This is a genomic window from Streptomyces sp. SP18BB07 (genome assembly GCF_036322545.1).
GTDB lineage: Bacteria > Actinomycetota > Actinomycetes > Streptomycetales > Streptomycetaceae > Streptomyces > Streptomyces deccanensis.
Map to the genome: position 1 here is coordinate 84676 of NZ_JAQYWT010000280.1, position 24129 is coordinate 108804.

General features: G+C 73.8%; 5 protein-coding genes. 2 read left to right on the plus strand and 3 right to left on the minus strand.

What is annotated here, in order from left to right; genetic code table 11:
• Nucleotides 1-92 precede the first annotated feature (92 nt).
• Together PUR53_RS14610 and PUR53_RS14615 are read left to right on the plus strand one after the other, a co-directional pair.
• A complete protein-coding gene (locus PUR53_RS14610) occupies nt 93-18989 on the plus strand; it encodes a non-ribosomal peptide synthetase (protein ID WP_329908508.1) in 18897 nt (6298 codons plus the stop codon).
• 35 nt (nt 18990-19024) lie between these two features.
• Nucleotides 19025-19234, plus strand: coding sequence for an MbtH family protein (locus PUR53_RS14615; protein WP_329908509.1), 210 nt, complete (start codon nt 19025-19027; stop codon nt 19232-19234).
• Between the two features lie 76 nt (nt 19235-19310).
• On the opposite strand, the gene PUR53_RS14620 is transcribed toward PUR53_RS14615, so the two are convergent.
• From PUR53_RS14620 to PUR53_RS14630, 3 genes are read right to left on the minus strand one after another with little or no spacing between them, the layout of a single operon-like run.
• Nucleotides 19311-20375 (minus strand): iron-siderophore ABC transporter substrate-binding protein, encoded by a 1065-nt coding sequence (locus PUR53_RS14620; RefSeq protein ID WP_329900911.1) that lies wholly within the window; start codon nt 20373-20375, stop codon nt 19311-19313.
• Nucleotides 20375-22297 carry an ABC transporter ATP-binding protein gene (locus tag PUR53_RS14625; protein WP_329908510.1) on the minus strand — a complete coding sequence of 641 codons (1923 nt, stop codon included), beginning with the start codon at nt 22295-22297 and terminating at the stop codon, nt 20375-20377. The genes PUR53_RS14620 and PUR53_RS14625 overlap by 1 nt, the downstream gene beginning before the upstream one ends.
• Nucleotides 22294-24072: an ABC transporter ATP-binding protein gene (locus tag PUR53_RS14630; RefSeq protein WP_329908511.1), complete on the minus strand. Its 1779-nt coding sequence runs from the start codon at nt 24070-24072 to the stop codon at nt 22294-22296. The genes PUR53_RS14625 and PUR53_RS14630 overlap by 4 nt, the downstream gene beginning before the upstream one ends.
• Nucleotides 24073-24129 lie beyond the last annotated feature (57 nt).

Consider the following 24129-nt stretch of genomic DNA (forward strand, 5'->3'; position numbering starts at 1 on the left):
CGGACCCTGTGAATTAGGTAACCCTTACCTTAGTATGTCGGCGACCCCGGCCCCAGGTCCGGGACCCCGACCCGCTGGGGAGGCTCGCGGCTGTGTGCGGTTCCGAGGAAGTTCTGTCCCATTGGCGGCGGTTGCTGACACCGCTCCCGCTCGAGATCGCGCTGCCCGCCGACCGGCCGCATCCGCCACGGCCGCTGCCCGAGCGGGACTGGCGGGTGCTGTCGGACGTCCCGGACGCGCCCGACGCCGTCCGACTCGCGGCGTTCGTCGCCCTGTTGCACCGCTACACCGGCGCGACGGACCTGACCGTGGGCCATGACGGGCTCCCGCTGCGGGTGTCCGTCGAACACGAGCCGACATTCGCCGAGTTGGTACGACGGGTGACGCAGGCGTGGGAGGAGGCGCAGACCCACCGGGTGCCCGTCGGCCTCCTGGTCGAGGAGCTGCGGCCCCGGCCGACGCGCGGCGGCGGACTGTTCTTCAACACGGCGTTCGACACGGCCGCCCGTCCGGTCGGTGAACTCCCGGCCCCGGTCGACGTGTCGCTGGAGGTGGACGGGGACTCGGCGCGGGCGTCGTACTCCCCCGCCCTGTTCGACGGCACGACCATCGAGCGGCTGCTCGGTCACTACCGCACGCTGCTCGCCGACGCCGTGGCCCGGCCCGGGACGCCGGTGGCCCGGCTGGACCTGATGTCCCGGGAGGAGTACGGGCAGGTCGTCCTCGACTGGAACGACACCGCGCACACGGTGCCGTCGGACACCTGGCCGGCGATGTTCGCCGAGCAGGTGCGACAGCGGCCCGAGGCCGTGGCACTGGTCTTCGAGGACGAGGAACTCACCTACGCCGAGCTGGACGAACGCGCCAACCGCCTGGCGCACGCGCTGATCGCGCGGGGTGCCGGACCCGAGCGGATCGTCGCCCTGGCGCTGCCGCGGTCCGCCGAGCTGATCGTGGCCGAGGTGGCCGTCCTGAAGTCGGGCGCCGCCTATCTGCCGATCGACCACGACTACCCGGCGGACCGCATCGCGTACATGCTCGGCGACGCTCGGCCCGTCTGCATGGTGACCACCGGCGAGACCGCGCGCGACCTCCCCGACCCGGCCGAGGGCATGACCCTCCTGGAGCTGGACTCGCCCGCCACGACCGCCGAGTTGGCGGGGCGGCCGGTCCACGACCCCACCGAGGCGGACCGCGGGGCGCCCCTCACCGTCCTCAACGCCGCCTATGTCATCTACACCTCCGGTTCGACCGGCCGTCCCAAGGGCGTCGTCCTCGCCCACGGCGGCGTGGCGAAGCTGGTGGCCACGCAGAGCGAGCGGTTCGGCATCGGCCCGCACAGCCGGGTGCTGCAGTTCGCCTCGCCGAGCTTCGACGTCGCCTTCTGGGACCTGTGCCTCGGGCTGCTGTCCGGCGGCCGGCTCGTCGTCGTCCCCGCCGAGCGCCGGGTGCCCGGGGCGCCGCTCGCCGACTACGCGAACGCGCACGGCATCACCTTCATGATCCTGCCGCCCGCGCTGCTGGCGGCCATGCCCGACGACGTCGAACTGCCGCCGGGCGCAACGCTGTTGGCGGGCACCGAGCGGGTCTCGCCGGAGCTGGTGGGGCGGTACGCGCGCGGTCGGATGATGTTCAACGCGTACGGCCCGACCGAGGCCACCACCAACTCCACGCTCGGACTGTGCGATCCGGACATCCCGGCCGGGGCGATCGTGCCGATCGGTGTGCCCGACCCCGGGACCCGGGCGTACGTCCTGGACGCGTTCCTGCGGCCGGTGCCCGCCGGAGTCACCGGCGAGCTGTACCTCGGCGGCGCGGGCCTCGCGCGGGGCTATCTCGGGCGGCCGGACCTGACCGCCGAGCGGTTCGTCGCCGACCCGTTCGGGGAACCCGGCGAGCGGCTCTACCGCACCGGCGACCTGGTGCGCTGGCGGGCGGACGGGCGACTGGAGTTCCTGGGGCGCGCCGACGCCCAGGTCAAGATCCGCGGCTTCCGTATCGAGCCGGGCGAGATCGAGTCGGTGCTGCGCGGCCATCCGGCCGTCGACCAGGTCACCGTCGTCGTCCGCGAGGACCGGCCGGGCGACCGCCGCCTCGCCGCCTACGTCGTCCCGGCCCTCGACGCGCCGCGTGAGGCGGACGCGGACGCGCGGGTCGAGGAGTGGAAGGAACTGCACGAACTCCTCTACGGGGCTGCCGGTTCCGAGGACTCCCGCGCGGCGGACACCGACGGCTCCGGCCTCCGCGAGAACTTCGCCGGCTGGAACAGCATGTACGACGGCACGCCGATCCCCGTCGAGGAGATGCGCGAGTGGCGGACGGCGACCGTCGACCGGATCCGTGAACTCGGCCCCGCCGGGCGGGTGCTGGAGATCGGCGTGGGCAGCGGTCTGATCCTGTCCGAGATCGCGCCCCACTGCGAGGCCTACTGGGGCACCGACCTGTCGGCCCAGGCCGTCACGGCACTGCGCGCACAGGTCGACAGCGATCCGGAGCTGGCCGCGAAGGTCGAGCTGCGGGCGATGCCCGCCCACGACACCGAGGGCCTGCCCGAGGGGTACTTCGACACCGTCGTCATCAACTCCGTCGCGCAGTACTTCCCCAGTGGGGAGTACCTCGCCGACGTGCTGCGCCAGGCGGCGGGACTGCTCGCCCCCGGTGGCCGGATCTTCGTCGGCGACGTCCGCAATCTGCGCCTGCTGCGGACGCTGCGCGCGGCCGTGGAGACCCGTCGGGCGGCCGGTGGCGACGAGGACGACAAGAGCGCGCTGCGGGCGGCCGTCGAGCGGTCCGTGCGCTGGGAGGGCGAACTCCTCCTCGACCCGGACTTCTTCGCCGCCCTCGACGGATTCGACGCGGAGATCCGCCTCAAGCGGGCCGCGCACCACAACGAACTGAGCCGGTACCGGTACGACGTCGTGCTACGCCCGGGGGCCCCGGTGACCGCCCGGGAACTGCCGGAGGCCGACTGGTCGGCGGTCGGTGGTCTCGGCGGTCTGGCGGAGCTGCTGGCCGGGCGCCCGGACGGACTCCGCGTCACCGGTGTGCCCAACGCGCGCCTCGCGGACGACCTGGCGGATCTCCGGCGGCTGGACGGCAGCAGCCGGCAGGCGGCCGACGGGACCGACCCCGAGGACCTGCACGCGCTGGCGGCCGAGCACGGCTACCGGGCGGCGCTCACCTGGAACGGGAACGCCGACGACGGCGCGTTCGACGCCGTGCTCGTCCTCGACGGACCCTTCGGCCCGCTGTACCGGACGACGGGGGTCCATCCGCGCGCCAACCGGCCCGCTCCCTTCCGTGACGTGAGCGCGCTGATGCGGACCCTGCGCGGGCACGCCGCCGAGTGGCTGCCCGACCACATGGTCCCCTCGGCGTTCGTCCCGCTGCACGCCCTGCCGGTCACTCCCAGCGGCAAGATCGACGGCAGAGCGCTGCCGGCGCCGGACTACGCCACCATGAGCTCCGGCAGGGCCCCGCGCACCCCGCGCGAGAACCTTCTGTGCGCGCTGTACGCCGAGGTGCTCGGCCTGGACGCGGTGACGGCCGAGGACGACTTCCTCGCGCTCGGCGGCGACAGCATCAGCGCCATCCAACTCCTCATCCGGGCCCGGGAGTCGGGCCTGAAGCTGACCACCCGCGACGTCTTCCGGCACCGCACGGTCGAGGCACTGGCCCAGGCGGCCGTCGAGCGGGTCGCCGAACACACCGCCGACGAGCCCCTCATCGAGGTCGACCCGGCCGAACTCGCCGAGATCCAGGGCACGCACCCGCTGCCGGTCGCCGAACTGCTGCCGCTCACCCCGCTCCAGCAGGGCTTCTTCTTCCACTCCCTCACCGGCGGCGCCGACGGGGACACCTATGTCGTCCAGCAGGTCCTGGACCTCGCCGGACCGGTCGACGCCGCACTGCTGCGCCGGGCCGCACAGTGCCTGCTGGACCGGCACGCGCCGCTGCGGGCCGCGTTCCGCCAACGCCCTGACGGCACCCCGGTGCAGATCATCACGCGGGACGCCGAACTGCCCTGGCGGGAGGTCGACCTGTCGTCGCAGGACGGCGAGGTCCGCGAGACGCTGGGCGACGCCGTGGCCGCGGACGAGCGGGCCCGGGGCTTCGACCTGGCCGCGCCCCCGCTGCTGCGCTGCGCCCTGGTCCGGCTCGGCGAGGAGCGCAGCCGCCTCGTGCTGACGTTCCATCACATCGTCGCCGACGGCTGGTCGTTGCCGGTGCTGCACCGCGAACTGATGGCGTACTACGGCACGGACGCGCCCGCGCTGCCCGAGGTCGCCCCCTACCGCGGCTTCCTGCGCCGCCTCGCCGAGCAGGACCGGGACACGGCACGCGGAGTCTGGCGCGAGGCGCTCGCCGGGCTGGACGAGCCGACGCGGCTGGTCGGCGCCCCGGCCGACGGGGCGCCCGTACGGCCCGAGCACGTCCGCGTGGAGCTGTCCGAGCGCACCACCGCGCGGCTCGCCGAGCGGGCCCGTGAGCTCGGTGTCACCCTCGGCACCGTGGTTCAGGGCGCCTGGGGTTTGCTGCTGGGCCGGCTGACCGGCCGGGACGACGTGGTGTTCGGCACCACGGTCTCCGGGCGCGACGGCGAGGTCGACGGCATCGCGTCCATGGTGGGCCTGTTCATCAACACCCTCCCGACGCGCTTCCGTTGGGCACCGCGCGAGTCACTCGGGGCGCTGCTCGTCCGCCTCCAGGAGGAACAGGCCCGGCTGCTCGACCACCAGCACCTGGGCCTGGCGGAGATCCAGCGGCTCACCGGGCACGCGGGCTCCGGCGAACTCTTCGACACTCTCGTGGTGTTCGAGAACTACCCCGCCGAGTCGGACCTCCGGGACGCCTCGGGCACCGTACGCATCACCGGCGACGCCTTCCACGACGCCGTGCACTATCCCCTCGCCCTCGTCGTCAAGCCCGGCCGGCGGCTCGACCTGCGGCTCAAGCACCACGCGGAGCGCCTCGACGGCGACACCGTCCGCGCCCTCGGCGACCGGCTGGTCCGCGTCCTGGAGGCCGTCGCCGAAGCACCGGACCGTGCGGCCGCCTCCGTCGAACTGCTCTCCCCCGACGAGGCCCTGCGTGCCCGCCCCGTCGGCGAGGAGCGCGCCGTACCGGAGAGCACCCTGGCGGAGGGGTTCGCCGCGCAGGTCGCCCGGACGCCCGACGCGACGGCCGTCGTCTTCGAGGACGAGCGGCTGACCTATGCCGAACTGGACACCCGCGCCGAGGAGTTGGCCGTACGGCTGCGCGGCCGGGGCGCGGGCCCCGGGGTGTTCGTGGCGGTCGCCGTGCCGCGCTCGGCAGAGCTGATGGTGGCGCTGCTCGGCGTCCTGAAGTCGGGCGCCGCCTATCTGCCGGTGGACCTCGACTACCCGGCCGACCGGGTGGCCCACATGCTGGCCGACTCGGGCGCCACGACCGTGGTCACCGTCGCCGCGACGGCCGACCGACTGCCCGCGCCGAGCCCGTCCGCCGGGGAGAACGCACCCTCCGTACTGCTGCTGGACGCCGCCGACGCCCTGCCCGCCGAGGCCGCCACCGGCCCCGCAGCCACACCCGCACGCCCCGACGATCCCGCCTACCTGATCTACACCTCCGGCTCGACCGGTCTGCCCAAGGGCGTCGTCGTGACCCACCGGGCCATCGTGAACAGGCTGGCGTGGACCCAGGGCGAGTACGGACTCGGCCCCGACGACCGGGTGCTGCAGAAGACGCCGTCCAGCTTCGACGTGTCCGTCTGGGAGTTCTTCTGGCCGCTCCTCGAAGGCGCGACCGTGGTGCTAGCCCGCCCGGACGGCCACCGTGACCCCGCCTACCTGGCGGAACTCGTGCGGGAGCGGGCCGTCACGACCATGCACTTCGTGCCGTCGATGCTGGAGGCCTTCCTCCAGCACGAGGACGTCACCGGCGACCCGTCCTGGTCGGCTTCGTTGCGCCGCGTCCTCAGCAGCGGCGAGGCGCTCCCGGTCACCGCCGCGAGCCGCTGGCACGCGCTGACGGGCGTGCCGCTGCACAACCTGTACGGCCCCACCGAGGCGGCCGTCGACGTCACGTACCACCCGTACGCCCCCGAGGAGGAGCAGGCCGGCGCGTCGGTGCCGATCGGGCGCCCGGTGTGGAACACGGGCCTGCGTGTGCTGGACACCTGTCTGCGGCCCGTCCCGGACGGTGTCCCCGGCGAGCTGTACCTGACCGGTGTCCAGCTCGCCCGCGGCTACCACGCCCGGCCGGGCCTCACCGCCGAGCGGTTCACCGCCGACCCGTTCGGGCCGCCCGGCAGCCGGATGTACCGCACCGGTGACCTGGTCCGGCGGCGCGCGGACGGCGTGATCGAGTACCTGGGCCGCACGGACCGGCAGGTCAAGCTGCGCGGCAACCGGATCGAGCTCGGCGAGATCGAGGCCGCGCTGGCGCGGCTGCCGGAGGTCGCCCAGGCCGCCGTGACGGTACGGGACGACGCGCTGGTCGCGTACGTCGTGCCCGTCGGAGGCGCCACCGAGGTGGGCGACCTGCGCGAGGCCCTGACCGGGTCCCTCCCCTCCCCCATGGTCCCGAGCGCCTGGGTCGTCCTGGACGCGCTGCCGCTCACCCCGAGCGGCAAGCTGGACCGGGCCGCGCTGCCCGCCCCGCGGGCCGTGCGCGCGACCGTCACCCGGGCCCCGAACAGTCCCCGGGAGCAGGTGCTCGTCGAGATCTTCGCGGCCGTGCTGAGGCTCGACGAGGTCGGCGTCGACGACGACTTCTTCCTGCTCGGCGGCGACAGCATCTCCTCCATCGCCGTCTCCAGCCGGGCCCGCCGCGCGGGTCTGGTGATCGGCCCGCGCGAGGTGTTCGAGCACCGCACCCCGGCGGCGCTCGCGGCGACGGCGGTCCTCGACGAGCCGACCGCCGGGGACAGCCCTGTCGCCTCCGCGTTCACGCTGACCGAGGAGGAGCGGGAGCGGGTCGAAGGGCTCGCGCCGGGCCGGATCGAGGACGTGTGGCCCCTCGCTCCGCTCCAGGAGGGCCTGTTCTTCCACTCGAACTTCGACGACAGCTCCCTGGACGTCTACACGGTTCACGAGTCGTTCGACTTCGCCGAACGCGTCGACGCCGAGCGGCTGTCGGACGCCGTGCGGACGCTGCTGGGCCGCAACCCCAGCCTGCGTGCCGGTTTCACCAGTGAGGGGCTGCGCCAGCCGGTGCAGTTCATCGTCCGCGACGCCGACGTCCCGCTGCGGGAAGTGGATCTGGCGGGGCTCCCGGCGGCCGAACAGGACGTCCGGATGCGGGAGTTGCTGGAGGAGTCGAGGGCGCAGCGGTTCGACCTCACCCGCCCGCTGCTGTTCCGGATGCTGCTGGTGCGGCTCGGCGAGGAGCGCGGCGATCGGCTGATCGTCGGCCGTCATCTGATCCTCTGGGACGGCTGGTCGGCCTGGCTGTTCCTGGACCAGCTGTTCGCGCTGTACGAGAGCGGGGGCGACCCGGCGGGCCTGGACCGCCCCGGCTCGTACCGCGACTATCTGACCTGGCTGGAGCGGCAGGACGACACCGAGGCGACCCGCGCGTGGCGGGCGGCCCTGTCCGGTTTCGAGGAGCCGACGCTGCTGGTGCCCGCCGCCTCCGACCGGGGCCAGGAGCCGGTGATCCCGGAACATCTGAAGGCCGTGCTCGACGCGGCGGTCGCCGAGCGCCTGCGTGACACCGCCCGTGCCCACGGTCTGACCCTCAACACCGTGCTCAACGCGGCTTGGGGTCTGGTCCTGGCCGGCGCGACCGGCCGCACGGACATCGCCTTCGGCACGACGGTCGCCGGGCGGCCGAGTGAGGTGCCGGACGTCGAGAACGTCATCGGCATGTTCCTCAACACGGTGCCCGCGCGCATCGCCTTCGACCCGCGCGAACCGGTCCTGGACCTGCTGCGCCGCGTCCAGAGCGAGCGTCTTGAGGTCATGCCGTACGAGTACCTGGGCCTCGGTGTCCTCCAGGCCGATACGGGTCACCGGCGGCTGTTCGACACGCTGTTCGTGCTGCGCAACGCCGACACGGACGAGCGGCTCGTCGAGCTGCGCGAACGGCACGGCGCGACGGCCGTGGCCAACGTGGACGCCACGCACTATCCGGCGAACCTGGTGGTGACACCCGGCGAGCGGGTGCGGGTGACTCTGGCCTACCGCCCCGACCTGCTGGAAGTCGCCCACGCGCAGAGCCTGTTGGACCGTTTCGTGCTGCTGGTCGACCGGCTGGTGGCCGACCCGCACGCGCCCGTCGGCTCGCTGGACTCCCTGTTGCCGGCCGAGGCCGCCGCGCTCGTCCGCGAGGAGGCCGAGCAGCGGCAGCCCGTGCCGCACGAGACGGTCGCGGACATGCTGGCCGCGCAGGCCGCCCGCACCCCGGACGCGACCGCCTTGGTCTTCGGCGCGCAGACCCTGACGTACGCCGAACTCGACGCGCGCTGCGACCGGATGGCCCGGCTGCTGATCGCGCGGGGTGCCGGACCGGAGAAGGTGATCGCGCTCGGGCTGCCGCGCTCGATCGACATGGTGGTGGCGCTGTTCGCGGTGCTGCGCACGGGGTCGGCGTATCTGCCGCTGGAGCTGGACCACCCCGCCGACCGGCTCTCGCTGATGCTGGCGGACGCCTGCCCGCTGCTCCTGCTGTCGACGGAGGCCGTGTCGCGGACGCTGACGGGCGACACGCCGCGGGTCCTGCTCGACGACCCGGCGGTGACGGCCGAGCTGGCGGCCTTCCCGGCCGGCCCGGTGTCGGTGACCTTCAGCCTGGACCACCCGGCCTACGTCATCTACACCTCGGGCTCCACAGGCCGCCCCAAGGGCGTCGTCACCCCGTACGTCGGTCTGACGAACATGCAGCTCAACCACCAGAAGGAGATCTTCGCCCCGGCGATCGCGTCGGCGGGCGGGCGGCGGCTGCGGATCGCGCACACCGTGTCGTTCGCGTTCGACATGTCCTGGGAGGAGCTGCTGTGGCTCGTCGAGGGGCATGAGGTGCACATCTGCGACGAGGAGCTCAGGCGGGACGCGACCGCGCTGGTCGCGTACTGCGAGGAGCACCGTGTCGACGTCGTCAACGTGACCCCGACCTACGCCCATCTCCTCATCGAGGAGGGCCTGTTGGAGGGGCACCGGCCGCCGCTGGTGCTGCTCGGCGGCGAGGCCGTCACCGAGACGGTGTGGAACACCCTGCGGGACACCGAGGGCACGTACGGCTACAACCTGTACGGCCCGACCGAGTACACGATCAACACGCTCGGCGGCGGCACGGAGGACAGCGCGACCCCGACCGTGGGCAGGCCGATCCGCGCCACCCGGGCCCGCGTCCTCGACACCTGGATGCGTCCGGTGCCGGACGGCGTGGCGGGCGAGCTGTACATCGCCGGCGTCGGGCTGGCGCGCGGCTATCTCGACCGGCCGGGCCTGACCGCCGAACGGTTCGTGGCGGACCCGTTCGGGCAGCCGGGCGAGCGCATGTACCGCACCGGCGACCTGGTACGACGGCGTGCCGACGGCAACCTGGACTTCCTCGGCCGTACCGACGACCAGGTCAAGATCCGGGGCTACCGGGTGGAGCTGGGTGAGATCGAGACCGCGCTCGCCCAGCACCCGGAGGTGTCGCAGGCCGCCGTGATCGCTCGCGACGACACCTCGGCGCCGGGCACGAAGCGCCTCGTGGGCTATGTGGTGCCCGCCGAACTCGACGAGGACGCGCGGGAGTCGGCCGAGCGGGAGCAGATCGGTGAGTGGCGGGAGATCTACTCCGCCGAGTACACCGAGATCGGCACCGCCCTGTTCACCGAGGACTTCGCGGGCTGGGACAGCTCCTACGACGGCACGCCGATCCCCGTGGAACACATGCGGGAGTGGCGCGAGGCCACCGTGGAGCGCATCCGTGAGCTGCGGCCCCGCCGGATCCTGGAGATCGGCGTCGGCTCGGGTCTGCTGCTGTCGAAGCTCGCCCCGGACGCGGAGGCGTACTGGGCGACCGACTTCGCCGCCCCCGTGATCCGCAAGCTCACCGAAGGCGTGCGGAGCGACCCGGCGCTGGCCGACAAGGTCGAACTCCGCTGCCAGGCGGCCGAGGTGACCGACGGCCTGCCCACCGGGTTCTTCGACACGGTCGTCATCAACTCCGTCGTGCAGTACTTCCCGAGCCTGGACCACCTGCACCAGGTGATCCGGGGCGCGCTGGGCCTGCTGGCGCCCGGCGGTGCCCTGTTCCTCGGCGATGTCCGCGACCTGCGTCAGGCCCGGGTGTTCCAGGCCGGCATCCAGGCCGCTCGCGCCGACGCCGACACCGAGCCCGAGGCCCTGCGCCGGGCCGTGGAGCGGGGCCTCGCCCTGGAGAAGGAACTCCTCGTCGACCCGGACTGGTTCACGACCCTCGGCGTCGGCGTCGACCTGCGCACCAAGGCGGGCCGCCACCACAACGAGCTGACCCGCTACCGGTACGACGTGGTGCTCCACAAGGGGGACGCCGGCCTCGCCCTGGACGGCGTCCCGGCCGTCGACTGGACCGGACGGGACGCGCTCCTCGCCCGGCTCGACGGCACCGGACCGCTCCGCGTGCGGGGCGTCCCGGACGCCCGCACGGCCGGTGACCTCGCCGGACTGCGCGCCCTGGACACCGGCCGCCCCTCGCCCGTCGCCGCGACGGGCGTGGAACCGGAGGACCTGCGGGAGACCGCCGAGGCACGCGGCTACCGGCTGCTCACCACCTGGTCCGCCGAACCCGGCGCCTACGAGGCCGTGTTCGTGCCGGGCACCGACACCTCCCGCACGACCGGTCTGTACCGGCCGCGCGCCGACCGCGACGCCACCGCCCCCTTCGCCAACACCCCGGCGGCCGGCCGCGGCCACACCGCGCTCGTGCGACGGCTGCGCGACGACCTCGGACAGCGGCTGCCCGGCTACATGGTGCCCGCCGCGTTCGTGGTGCTGCCCGGGCTGCCGATGAACGACAACGGCAAGCTGGACGTGCGCGCCCTCCCGGACGCCGAGCCCGCGGTCGCCCTGTCGGCCGGGCGCGGCCCGCGCACCCCCGTCGAGGAAGTGCTGTGCCGGCTCTTCGCCGAGGTGCTGGGGCTGCCCCGCACCGGCGCCGAGGACAACTTCTTCGACCTGGGCGGCCATTCGCTGCTCGCGACCCGGCTGATCAGCCGCGCACGCACCGAGCTGGGCGCCGAGCTGGCCATCCGTGACCTCTTCGAGGCGCCCACTCCCGAGGCGCTGGCGCTGCGGGCGGGCACCGGGCGTCCCACGCGGCCGGCTCTGCGGACGGTCCCCGAGCGGCCCGCGCGGGTCCCGCTGTCGGCGGCGCAGCGGCGGCTGTGGCTGGTGGAGCGGCTCACCGGCGGCGGGGTGGCCTACAACTTCCCTCTCGTCTTCCGCCTGCGCGGCGAGCTGGACCTCGACGCGCTGCGGGCCGCGCTGCTGGACGTGACGGCCCGTCATGAAGCCTTGCGGACCCGCTTCCTGGAAGAGGACGGCGAGCCCTACCAGTGGATCGTGCCGCCGGGCGAGGCCGAGCCCGCGTTCCGGGTCGTCGAGGTCACCGAGGACGACCTGGCCTCACGGATCGAGGCGGCGCAACGCCGGCCCTTCGACCTGAGCACCGAACTGCCGGTCCGCGCCGAGGTGTTGCGCCTCGGCACCACCGAGCACGTGGTGGCGCTGGTGCTGCACCACATCACCACCGACGAGTGGTCGGACCGCCCGTTCCTCACCGATCTCACCACCGCCTACCGGGCCCGGATCGAGGACCGTGCGCCGACGTGGGCACCGCTGCCGGTGCAGTACGCCGACTACACGCTCTGGCAGGACGCGCTGCTCGGGCAGGTCGGTGCGGACCAACTCGCCCACTGGACCAAGGCGTTGCGGGACCTGCCCGAGGAGCTTTCCCTGCCCCAGGACCGGCCGCGGCCGGACGCGCCCACCGGGCGGGGCGGCAAGGTGCGTCTGGAGCTGTCCCCCGCCACCGGCCGGGCGCTGCGCGAGCTGTCCGCCGCCACGAACACCAGTATGTTCATGCTGTTCCAGGCGGCTACGGCGGCGTTGCTGCACCGGCTGGGCGCCGGTGACGACATCCCGCTCGGGGCGCCCATCGCGGGGCGCACGGACGACGCGCTCGACGACCTGGTCGGTTTCTTCGTGAACACGCTGGTGCTGCGCACCGATCTGTCGGGCCCGCAGAGCGGTCCGTCGGACCTGACGTTCGCCCAACTGCTGGGACGGGTGCGGGAGTCGGCCCTCCAGGCCTTCGAGCACCAGGACCTGCCGTTCGACCAGGTCGTGGAGGCCGTGAACCCGCCCCGGGTCGCCGGTCGCAACCCCCTCTTCCAGGTCATGCTGGGCTACCACTACCGGCCCGACGGCGACCCGGACGTGCTGGGCATGCCGACCGAGTGGTTCGACATGGACACCGGCATGGCCAAGTTCGACCTGCACTTCACCTTCGTGGACGAGGTGGGTCAGGACCGGCTCACGCTGCTGCTGGAGTACGCGCTCGACCTGTACGACGACGAGACGGCCCGGCGCACGGCCGGACGCCTGGCCCGGCTGCTGGAACAGGTCGCCGACGCGCCGGAGACGCCCGTGCGGGAACTGGCCGTCCTGGAGGAGGCCGAACGGGAGTCGGTGCTCGACCGGTGGAATGACACCGCACAGGACGTGCCCGCGACCACTCTGCCGGAACTGTTCCGCACCCAGGTGGCGCGGACCCCGGACGCGCTCGCCCTCGTCCATGACGAACAGCGCCTGACGTACGCCGAGTTGAACGCACGGGTCGAGCGGACCGCGCGGGTCCTGGCCGGGATGGGCGTGGGCCCTGAGCGCACGGTGGCGGTGGCGCTGCCGCGTTCGGTGGACCTGGTGGTCGCCCTGCTGGCGGTGCACCGGGCCGGCGGCGCCTATCTGCCGTTGGAGGCCGACCAGCCACAGGAACGGCGGGCGCTCATGCTGGAGGAGGCCCGGCCGGTGTGCGTCGTCGAGGGCGCCCTGCCGGAGGGACCGGAAGGGGAGCTGCCCGCCGCGTACGACCCGGCGAGCCCCGCCTACGTGATCTACACGTCCGGGTCGACCGGCCGCCCCAAGGGCGTCGTCGTGCCGCACGAGGGCATCGTCAACCGGTTGCTGTGGATGCAGGACGCGTACGGGCTCGGCCCCGACGACCGGGTGCTGCAGAAGACCCCGGCCGGCTTCGACGTGTCGGTGTGGGAGTTCTTCTGGCCGCTGATCACCGGCGCCGCGCTGGTGGTCGCCCGGCCGGAGGGTCACCGCGACCCGGCGTATCTCGCGCGCGTGATCCGTGAACAGGCCGTCACGACCACGCACTTCGTGCCGTCGATGCTCCAGGTGTTCCTGGAGGAGCCGGCCGCCGCGCGGTGCACGGGTCTGCGCCGGGTGATGTGCAGTGGTGAGGCGCTGCCGTCGTCGGTGGCGGCACGCTTCCACGAGGTGCTGCCGGCGGAGCTGCACAACCTGTACGGGCCGACGGAGGCCTCGGTCGACGTCACGGCCGGCCCGGTGCCGCCGGGCGCCGACCGGGTGGTGATCGGGCGTCCCGTGTGGAACACCCGGACCTACGTCCTCGACGCGGCGCTGCGGCCGGTGCCGCCCGGTGTGGCCGGAGAGCTCTACCTGGCGGGCGTCCAGCTCGCCCGCGGCTATCTCGACCGCCCCGGCCTCACGGCCGAGCGGTTCGTCGCGGACCCGTACGGCGGGCCGGGCGCGCGGATGTACCGCACGGGCGACCTGGCCCGCTGGCGGCCGGACGGCACGCTCGACTTCCTCGGCCGCACCGACCACCAGGTCAAGATCCGTGGCGTGCGCGTCGAGCCCGGCGAGATCGAGGCGGTGCTCGCCCGGCACGAGTCCGTCGCGCACACGGTGGTCGTCGCCCACGACCAGCGGCTTGTGGCGTACGTCGTACCCGCCACCGGAGGTGCCGTCGACCCGGCGGCCTTGCGGGCCCACACCGCCGCCGCCCTGCCGGACCACATGGTGCCCGCGGCCGTCGTCGCCATCGACGCGCTGCCGCTGACGTCCAACGGCAAGCTGGACCGCCGGGCGCTGCCCGCGCCCGACTTCACGGTGGGCAGCGGCGCGGGCGGCCGGGCGGCGGGTCCGCGCGAGGAGATCCTCCGTGGTCTGTTCGCCGAGGTGCTGGGGGTGGACCGGGTCGGCGTCGACGACGACTTCTTCGCCCTGGGCGGCCACTCGCTGCTGGCCATGCGGCTGGTCGCCGGGGTCCGGGCGGCGTTCGGGTCGGAGGTGTCGCTGCGCACGGTGTTCGACGCGCCGACGGTGGCCCGGCTCGCGCGACGGCTGGCCGACAACGCGGACGCGGGGGCCACGCCCCGCCCGGCCCTGACGGTCAGGGAGCGTCCGGAGCGGCTGCCGCTGTCCTCCGCGCAGCAGCGCCTGTGGGTGCTGTACCAGGTGGAGGGCCCCAGCGCGACGTACAACATCCCGTCGGCCTGGCGGCTGACGGGTGCCCTTGATGTCGAGGCGCTGCGGGCGGCCGTGCACGACCTGGTCGTCCGGCACGAGACGCTGCGCACGGTCTTCCCGGACGACGAGGGCCGGGCCCATCAGCTGGTCCTGGCGCACGACGAGGTCCGGGTCCCGTTCGAGGTCGTCGACACGGACGACGAACTGCTGCCCGAGCTGTTGGCGGAGGCGGGCGCGTACGGCTTCGCGCTGGACCGTGAACTCCCGCTGCGGGTCCATGTGTTCCGCACGGGTGAGGAGGAGTGGACGGTTCTGCTGCTCCTGCACCACATCGCCGGGGACGAGTGGTCGCAGGGTCCGCTGAACCGGGACCTCGCGCTCGCCTACGCCGCCCGTGCGGCCGGACGCGCGCCCGCGTGGGAGCCGCTGCCGGTTCAGTACGCCGACTACACGCTGTGGCAGCGGGATGTCCTCGGCGACGAGAAGGACGAGACCAGTCTCGCGGCACGTCAGGTCGCGTACTGGAAGCAGGCGCTGGCCGGGCTGCCGGAGGAGCTGGCGCTGCCCGTGGACCGGGCCCGCCCGCTGGAGTCCACCTACCGGGGCGGCTCCGCCGATCTCTCCCTGGACGCCGAACTCGCCGCCGCGCTCGACACGTTGGCCCGGGACAACGGGGTCAGTGTGTTCATGGTGCTCCAGGCGGCCGTGGCCACACTCCTCTTCCGGCTCGGCGCGGGCGACGACATCCCCATCGGCAGCCCGATCTCCGGGCGCACCGACGCCGGGCTGGACGACCTGGTGGGGTTCTTCCTCAACACACTGGTGCTGCGCACCGACACCTCCGGGGACCCCACGTTCCGGGAGCTGCTCGGCCGTGTCCGGGAGACCGACCTCGCCGCGTTCGACCACCAGGACGTGCCCTTCGAGCGGCTGGTGGAGGTGCTCAACCCGGCCCGCTCCCTCGCCCGTCACCCGCTGTTCCAGGTGATGGTGGTGTACCTCGCGGCCGACGGCGAGGACGCCGGGCTGCCCGGTCTGGCCGCCCGGCGGGACGAGGTGGCGCAGACGACCGCCAAGTTCGACCTGTCCTTCGACTTCGTCGAGCGCGGCGACGGCACCGGCGTGGACGGCGTCCTGGAGTACAGCGCCGACCTGTTCGACCCGGCGACCGCCCAGTCCTTCGCGGACCGACTGCGGCGCGTCCTGCGCGCGGTGACCGCCGATCCGGACACCCGGCTCGGTCTCGTCGAGATCCTCGCCCCGGACGAGCGGGCCCGGCTGCTCGACGGCTGGCACAGCCGTCCGGTCGCCGGTGGTCCCACCACGGTGCCCGCGCTGTTCGAGGAGCGGGCGCACCGGCACGGCGAGCTGCCCGCCGCAGCCTCCGACGGGGTCGAGCTGACCTTCGCCGAACTCAACGCGGACGCCAACCGGTTGGCCCGGCTCCTCGTGGAGGCCGGTGCCGGGCCCGAGAGGTACGTCGCGCTCGCGCTGCCGCGCACCGCGCACTTCCTCACGGCCGTCCTCGCGGTGCACAAGGCGGGCGCCGCATATCTGCCGCTCGACCCGGACGCCCCGGCGGAGCGCACCGCCGACGTCCTCGCCGACGCCGGACCGGTCCTCACCCTGACCACCCGGGAGTACGCCGCGACGCTGCCGTCGGGCATCGCCTCCCTGCCACTGGACGACCCGGGCACCCGGGACCGGATCGCGGCGCAGGACCCGGCCGACCTCACCGACGCCGACCGCCTCGCCCCGCTGACGCCCCGCCACCCGGCGTACGTCATCTACACCTCGGGCTCCACCGGTCGCCCCAAGGGCGTGGTCATCACGCACGAGACGCTCGGCAACCTCTTCCACAGCCACCGCGAGACGCTGTACGAACCGGCGATCGAGGCGGCCGGTCGGCGGCATCTGCGGGTCGGTCACGCCTGGTCGTTCTTCTTCGACGCGTCCTGGCAGCCGCAGCTGTGGCTGCTGGACGGACACTGCGTCCATGTGCTGTCGGAGGAGGTCCGGCGCGACCCGGAGCTGGTGACCGACGCCGTGCTGCGGCACCGGTTCGACTTCCTGGAGGTCACGCCGTCGTTCTTCGCGCAGATGGCCGACAGTGGGCTGCTGCGCGACGGCGACTGCCCGCTCGCGGTCGTCGGCGTCGGCGGCGAGGCCGTCCCCGTCGCCCTGTGGAAGCGGCTGTCCGAACTGCCCGGCACCGAGGCGTTCAACCTGTACGGGCCGACCGAGTCGACCGTCGACGCCCTCGTGGGACGCGTCCGCGACAGCGAACGGCCGCTCGTGGGGCGGCCGGTGGCCGGCACCCGGGCGTACGTCCTCGACGACCGGCTGCGGCCGGTGCCGCCCGGTGTCCCCGGTGAGCTGTACCTCGCGGGCGGCGGTCTCGCCCGCGGCTATCTGGGCAGCCCCGGTCTGACGGCCGAGCGGTTCGTGGCCGACCCGTTCGGTCCGGCCGGATCGCGGCTGTACCGCACGGGCGACCTGGCCCGCTGGACCACCGACGGGCGGATCGACTACCTCGGCCGCGCCGACGACCAGGTCAAGATCCGCGGTTTCCGCATCGAGCCCGCCGAGATCGAGGCCGCGCTCACCGCCCACCCGGGAGTCGGCCAGGCGCTGGTGACGGTCCATCAGGACAGTCCGCGCAAGCTGCTCGTGGCGTACGTGGTGCCGGTCCCCGGCACCACGCCCGATCCGGCGGCGCTGCGCGCCCATGTCGCCGGCCGGCTCCCCGACCACATGGTCCCGGCGGCCGTGGTCGCGCTGGCGCGGTTCCCGCAGCTGGCCAACGGCAAGCTGGACCGCTCGGCCCTGCCCGCGCCCGACTTCTCCGCCCTGTCCTCGGGACGGGCACCGGCGACTCCCGTGGAGGAGCTGCTGTGCACGGTCGTCGCGGAGGTGCTGGGCCTCGAACGGGTCGGTGTGGACGACGACTTCTTCGCCCTCGGCGGTGACAGCATCGTCGCCATGCAGCTCGTGGGGCGGGCCCGTGCGGCGGGCCTGCGGATCAGCCCGAGGCTGGTGTTCCGGCACCGTACGGTCGCCGCGCTGGCCACGGTGGCCGAGACGGCCGACGTCTCGGCGGCGCGCCCGGCGGACGACGGCACCGGCACGGTGCCGCTCACCCCGGTCATGCACTGGCTGCGCGAACTGGGCGGCCCCTTCGCCTCCTACCACCAGGCGGCGCTGGTCCGCACTCCGGCGGCGCTCGACCTGCCCGGTCTGACCGCCGTGCTGCGGGCGCTCGTCGACCGTCACGACCTGCTGCGCGCCGCCCTGGTCCGGCCCTCCGACGAGGACACCGAACAGTGGTCGCTGCACGTGCCGCCCGTCGGCACGGTGGACCCGGCCGGCTGGATCGAGCGGGTCGACATATCCGGCCTGGACACGACCGCGCTGGGCGAGGTCGTGCGGGAACGCACGGTCGCGGCAAGGGCGTTGCTCGACCCGGACGCCGGAGTCATGGTGAGGGCCGTGTGGTTCGACGCGGGCGACGCCCCCGGGCGGCTGCTGCTGATGGGCCACCACCTCGTCGTGGACGGTGTGTCGTGGCGGGTGCTGCTGCCGGACCTCGCGGCGGCGTGGCAGGACGTGTCCGCCGGGCGGCCTGTCGGGCTGCTGCCCGTCGAGACGTCGTTCGCCCGCTGGTCACGGCTGCTCACGGAGCTGGCCCAGCGGCCGGAGCGGGAGGCCGAACTCCCCGTGTGGGAGGCGATTCTCGCCGGCGGCGCGGCCTCCGTGCCGCTCGCGCGGGACCGGGATCCCGACCGTGACACCAGCGCCACCCGGCGCGAGGTCGTGCTCCGGCTGCCCGCCGAGCACACCGGCCCGCTGCTGTCGGCGGTGCCGGCCGCGTTCGGCGGCGCCGTCAACGACGTCCTGCTGGCCGGGCTCGCGCTCGCCTTCGCGGACCGGCGGCGACGGGACGGCGGTGCGGACACCTCCGTCCTCGTCGACCTCGAAGGCCACGGCCGCGAGGAGGAGTTGGGCGGTGACGGGGTCGATCTGTCGCGTACGGTCGGCTGGTTCACCAGCGTCTACCCGGTCCGGCTCGACGTGGGTGCGGCCGACCCCGAGGAGGCCTTCGCCGGGGGCCCGGCGGCGGCCGAGGCCGTGCGCCGGGTGCGGGAGCACCTCGCGGCGCTGCCCGCGAACGGCGTCGGATACGGGATGCTGCGGCACCTCAACCCCCGGACCCGCGAGGTGCTGGCGGCCTACGAGCCGCCGCGTGTCGAGTTCAACTACCTGGGCCGGTTCGGCATCCCGGAGGAGACGGACTGGTCGTACGCGCCGGAGGAGGACGCCGCGGACATCGGGGCGGAGGACTCGATGCGGGAGGGCCACGCGCTGGAGATCAACGTGGTGACCGAGGACCGGGCGGACGGGCCGGTGCTGGCCGCGCACTGGTCGTATCTGGAAGGACTGCTGCCGCGCGACACGGTCCAGGATCTCGCCGAGACCTGGTTCGGGGCCCTCAAGGGGCTCGTCGCGTGGGCCGAGCGGAACCCCAAGTGACCGAAGCAGTGAGTGAAGTCGGAAAGAGGAGTGGCATGAGCAACCCGTTCGAGGACCCCGAGGGCACCTACCTGGTGCTGGTCAACGACGAGAACCAGCACAGCCTGTGGCCGGACTTCGTGGATGTGCCGGCCGGCTGGCGGGTGGTCCACGGACCCGACTCCCGGCAGTCCTGCCTGGAGCACGTCGAGACCAACTGGACAGACATGCGGCCGCGCAGTCTGGCCGAGTCGATGGACGGCTGACACGGGAGAGACACGCGAGGGGGGCCGGTCGGTGACCGGCCCCCCTCGTCGTCCCGGCGAATCGCCCCTGATCGCGTCAGGACGCGGGCTGCTCCACCTTGGTGTCCGTCTTGCCGTCGACGGCCGCCGCCAGCTGGGGGGCCAGGCGCTCGATCACGTACGGCAGGCTGAGGACGGTGCCCATGGACAGGGCGTTGCCGTAGTCGCTGGTCTCGTTGACGTAGACCTCGCGGCCCTCCTTCACGACCTTCAGGTCCTTGTAGGAGGCGTCCTTGTGCAGCTTGGCGGCGTCCTTCGTGACATCGCCAACCTGCCAGACGAGGGCGCTCTGGTCGAGCAGGTCGGTGCGCTCCTTGCTGATGTTCGCACCGAACTGGTCGCCGATGACCTTGTCGAGGTCCTTGGGCAGGGTGAAGCCCAGGCCGGTCAGCAGGCGCGAGCGCGGGTCCTGGCTGCCGAAGACGAACATGCCCTCGTACGGCGTCGCCATGACGGCCGTGGCGCCCTTGAAGCCGGGGTTGTCGTCGGCGGCGGCCTTGATCTTCGCCTCGGTGTCGGCGACCGCCTTCGCGGCCTCGTCGGACTTGCCGAGCGCCTTGCCGATCGTCTCGGTCTGCTCCTGCCACGGGACGCCGTAGTCGTTGTACGCCTTCGGCTGGGCGACCACGGGCGCGAACTTGGACAGCGACTCGTACTGCTCCTTGGTGAGTCCGCCGTACACCGCGAGGATCAGGTCGGGCTTGAGGGCGGCGATCTTCTCCACCTGCGGGCCGGTGCCGGTGTCCTTGAGGACGGTCGGCGCCTCGGCGGAGCCGAGCTTGTCCGCGGCCCAGGGACCGATGGCGCCCTTGTAGCCGCCGAGCCACTCGGTGGTGCCGACGGGGACCTTGCCGAGGGCGAGGACCGAGTCCTGGTCGGTCAGGCCGACGGTGACGATCCGCTTGGGTTCGGCCTTGATCGTGGTGCTGCCGTACTTGTGGTCGACGGAGACCGGGAAGGCGGAGTCACCGGAGGTGCTCGCCTCCGCGCCGGCGCCCGACGCGTCGTCGGAGTCGGAGCCGCCGCCGCACGCGGTGGCGAGGAGCAGGGTGGCGGAGGCGAGCACGACGGCGAGCCGTGGCGCTCTGCGGGAGCGGAACATCAGCGGTCCTTCGGTTCGGGTTTCTGCGGAGCGGTGCGTGTGGGGGTCTCGAGGGCCGGCCGGGGGCCGGTGTCGCGGGGGCCTGTGTCGCGGGGGCCTGTGTCGCGGGCGTCCGACCAGGCCGACCAGAGGGCGGCGTAGGGGCCTCGCGCGGCGTGGAGTTCGTCGTGGGTGCCGCTCTCGACGACGCGACCGGCCTCCATGACGACGACGCGGTCGGCGGTCGCCGCCTGGCTGAGGCGGTGGGCGACGATCAGCGCGGTCCGGCCGTCGACGGCGCGGGCGACCGCCTTCTCCAGGGTGCGGGCGCCGGCGCTGCCCGCCTCCGCGGTGGCCTCGTCGAGGATCACCAGGGGCGGGTCGGCGAGGATCAGCCGGGCCAGTGCGAGGGCCTGGGTGCGCTCGCCGCTGAGCCGGTGGCCGCCGTCGCCGACGACCGTGGCGAGCCCGTCGGGCAGGGCCTCGGCCCAGGCGAGGGCGTCGACGCGGTCGAGGGCGGCGCGCAGTTCGTCGTCGGTGGCGTCGGGTTTGGCGAGCCGCAGGTCGTCGGCGAGGGGGCCCGCGAAGACATGGGTCTCCTGGGTGATCAGGGCGATCGTGCGGGAGGCGGCGGCGCCGAGTTCGGTGGGCGGGATCCCGCCCACCAGGACGTCGCCGGTGGTGGGCGGCTGGATGCCCGCGACGAGTCGGGCCAGGGTGGTCTTGCCTGCTCCGCTGGCGCCGACGAGGGCCACGCGTTCGCCGTGGCGGATCGTCAGGTCGATGTCGTGCAGGACGGGGTGGCCCGGCCGGTAGGCGTGGCCGAGCCCGCGCACGGTGACGTCGACACCGCCGGCGCCGACGGTGCGCGTCGGCGGCGGGGCCACGGGTTCGTCGGTGACGCCGACCAGCCGGGCGAGGCCCGCCGTGGCGGACTGGGCGTCGTCGAGGAGGGCGAGGGCCGCGTTGACGGGGCCGAACAGGCTGTGGAAGTACAGGGCGGCGGCGGTCGCCGTACCGATGCTGGCGGAGCCGTCGCGGACCAGCCAGTAGCCGGTGACGAGGACGGCGGCGAGCCCGATGTACTCGGCGATGTGCAGTCGGCTGTAGAAGCCGAGGACGAGTCGAACGCCCCGCATGGTCAGCGCCACCACGGACCACGACCGCTCGGTGACCCGCTCGGTGTGCTCGCGGCCCAGCCGGAACGCCCGCACGGTGGAGCTGCCGCCGATGGTGTCGAGCATCTGCTGCTGCTGGGCGCCGGCGGCCACGCGCTGCTCGGCGTAGAGCGGAATGGCGCGGGCGACGTACCAGCGGGCGGTGGCCGCCTGCACGGGGACCGCGAGCAGCGCGGCCAGCAGGAACCGCCAGTCGAGGAGGGCGAGGGCGCCGAAGGTGAGGACGATGGTGAGCACCGACCGTCCGAGGGCGGGCAGCGCGTTGCGTACGGCGTCGGCGATGAGGGAGACGTCGGCGGTGACCCGGGCGGTCAGGTCGCCGGCGCCGGCCTTCTCCACGCGGTCCAGAGGGAGGGCGAGGGCGCGCTCGACGAAGCGTTCGCGCAGCCGGGCCAGGGTGGTCTCGCCGAGCCGGGCGATCTGCGACAGCCCGAACCCGGCGGTGACGCCCTGCGCGACGGCGACGACCACCAGGAGCGCCGCGGTGGCGGTGATGGCGTCGGCGGACCCCCGGCCGGCGGCCAGGTCGACGATCCGGCCGAGCAGGGGCTGCACGAGCAGCCCGACGGCGGTGGACCCGACCATGACGGCGAACGCGGACACCGCCAACCGCCGCTGCGGCCGCAGGAGTTCGACGACCGCGGCCCGCGTACGGGCGGCACTGGCGACGGGCAGCAGTACGGGCGTGACGCGACCGCCGCGCGGGGGCTCGGCCCCGACGGCTCCGGCTCCCCCGGTGACCCCGGGGTCGGTGTGCTCGGTCATGTCAGGACCGCCGTCCGGTAGTCGGCGCGTTCGTGGACGAGGTGTTCGTGGTCGCCGGTCGCGGTGATCCGGCCTTCGTGCAGGAGGACGACGCGGTCGGTGACGGCGAGCAGGGCGGGGCTGTTGGTGACCAGGAGGGTGGTGCGTCCACCGCGGACGTCCCGGATGCCGGCGGCGATGCGGGTCTCGGTGACGGCGTCGACGGCGGTGGCCGGTTCGTGCACGACGAGAACCGGCGCGTCGGCGGCCAGGGCGCGGGCCAGGGCCACGCGCTGGCGTTGGCCGCCGGAGAGCGAACGGCCGCGGGCGGTGACGGCGGTGTGGACGCCGTCGGGCAGCGCGCGGGCGACCTCGTCGGTTCCGGAGGCGACCATCGCGGCGGTGACGTGCGCCGGTACGGCCGTGCCCTCCGTCCCCGTGTCGGCGGCGGCCGATGTCGCTCCCGTGGGCGCGGTCGTACCGATCGCGGTCGTGCCGATCGCCGCCGTGACGTTGTCCAGGACCGTGCCCTCGAAGAGGTCGGCGTCGTGCTCGGCGACGAGCAGCGCCGCGCGGACGTCGTCCGGGCCGAGCGTGGTCAGGTCGGTGCCGTCGAGTTCCACGGTGCCGTCGTCGGGGTCGGTGTGGCGGCCCAGGCAGCGCAGCAGCGCGGTGGCGTCGGCGGGGTCGGTGGTGGCCACGCCGACGGTCTCGCCGGGGGCGATGTCGAGGTCGACCCCGCGCAGGGGACCGTGGGTGAGGGCGCGCAGCGTCAGCCGGCCCTGGACGCCGGTGGGCGGGACGGCTGCGGCGGAACCCTTCGCGGGCACGGCGCCGGGGGCGTCCAGCACCTCGGCGATCCGGGCGGCGGAGGCGCGGCCCTGGGCGAGTTCGGCGTTGATCCAGGCGAACTCGGACAGCGGGCCGACGATGAACAGGGCGAGCCCCACGGAAGAGACGAGTTCACCGAGGCCGATGTCGCCCCGGGCGGCGAGGCGTCCGCCGACGAGGGCGACCAGGGCGATGAAGGCACCGGTGAGGATGGTGACGACGCCGTTCTGCCAGGCTTCGGCGCGGGCGGCGCGCAATGTGGCGGCGAGGGAGTCCTGGCTGACGCGGCGGTAGCGGGCGACGGCCGCGTGCTCGGCTCCGATGCCCTTGAGGACGCGCAGCCCGGCCACCAGGTCGGCGGCGACGCCGGAGGCCTGTGCGGCGCGGTCCTGTTCGGTCTCGCTGCGCCGTTCCAGGGGCTTGCTCAGCAGGTGTCCCAGCCACAGCAGCAGGGGGGTGCCCAGGAGGACGAGCAGGCCGAGGACGAGCGAGACCCGCAGCAGGGCGACCGCGCTGACGACGAGCCCGGCGGTGGCCGCGAAGGCGACGATGAGGGCCATGGCGACGGCGCCGACCCGCTTGGCGTCCTCGGTGGCGATGTTCGTCAACTCGCCCGGCAGCCTGCCCTCTTCGGCGCCGCCCTCGGGTGCGAGGACACGGCCGACGAGCGCGGTCCTGAGGTGGTGCGCGGCGGTCACGGCGGCGCGTTCCCCCGCCCGCGCGCTGAACCGGAAGCTGAAGGAGAGCCCGACGTACACGGCGGCCAGGACGAGCAGCCACAGCAGCAGTCCGGGGATGTCACCGTCCACGACCCCGCGCTCGATGGCCAGTCCGATGAGCACCGGCACCAGGGCCTCGCCCGTCTGGTGTCCCATCCCCAGAACCGCGCCGAGCACGACGTCCCGACGCTGTCCGCCCACCGCGCGCCACAGGACGTTCCGTCCCGGTGGGTCCGCTTTTCTCACGCAACACTCCGGACCGGTTTCGCCAACACAGGATACGTACAAGAAAACTTAGGTAAG